General features: G+C 64.8%; 1 pseudogene. It reads right to left on the reverse strand.

The features are described 5' to 3' along the window. Positions 1–693 (reverse strand): annotated as a pseudogene (locus tag ACYP5B_RS47890) (protein PilN); the annotation flags it as partial. Between the last annotated feature and the right edge of the window lie 49 nt (positions 694–742).

The raw sequence follows: 742 nt of genomic DNA on the forward strand, positions 1-742 counted from the left end.
CTTCGCTGTCTGCCCGGCGCTACCCGCGGAACTGCCGTTCGAGCCCCGGGCGCTCTCCTTGAACTCTGTGGTGAATGAACTGGTGCCCGCCTTCATGGGCAACTGCCACGTCTTCGTGGTCAGGCGATAGAAGCGAATCACGCCCTTCGACGCGTTGTACTCCCAGTTGATCCCCAGGCGCGTCGCAATCAGGTCGAGCATGTTGGCGAGCGGCATTTTCTCGCTGTTCTTGAATTCCACGCTCAAGGCGCTTTCCACCAGCGGGGTCGCCTGCGCCATGCTGCCCGCACCGCCAATGAGACCGGTCGGAAGCGGTGCGCCGAGTGCCGGCGCCTGGCCCAGCGCCGGCATGCCTTGCGGCACCGTACCCCCACCCTGCTGATTACGCGACTGCAGCCCGGCCTGCGCCGCCATGCTGCGCGGGAGCAACATGTTGGCCGGTAGATAGACATCCGATTCGACCTTCACCGGGATCCCGGTCGCCATGGTGATGCGCTGCCCGGCTACCGCCAGCGGCATGATGCGCTCGGGAAAAACAACGTAAGTGTCGGCGTTATTGCGCAGTGCCAACGGGAGGGTAACGTTTCGCGCAGTAGGAACGGCTCTGCCCACGAGGAAGGGCTTGGAGACTTCCTGCTCTGCCTCCACAGCCGCGCGGTCGCGGCGCATCCGGGCATAGAGCGCGCCGGTCATCGCGTCACCTTGCGCGCGACTATCGTCGACGGCGTGTCTGGTGTCTTCA

This window comes from Cupriavidus sp. 8B, from assembly GCF_054589115.1.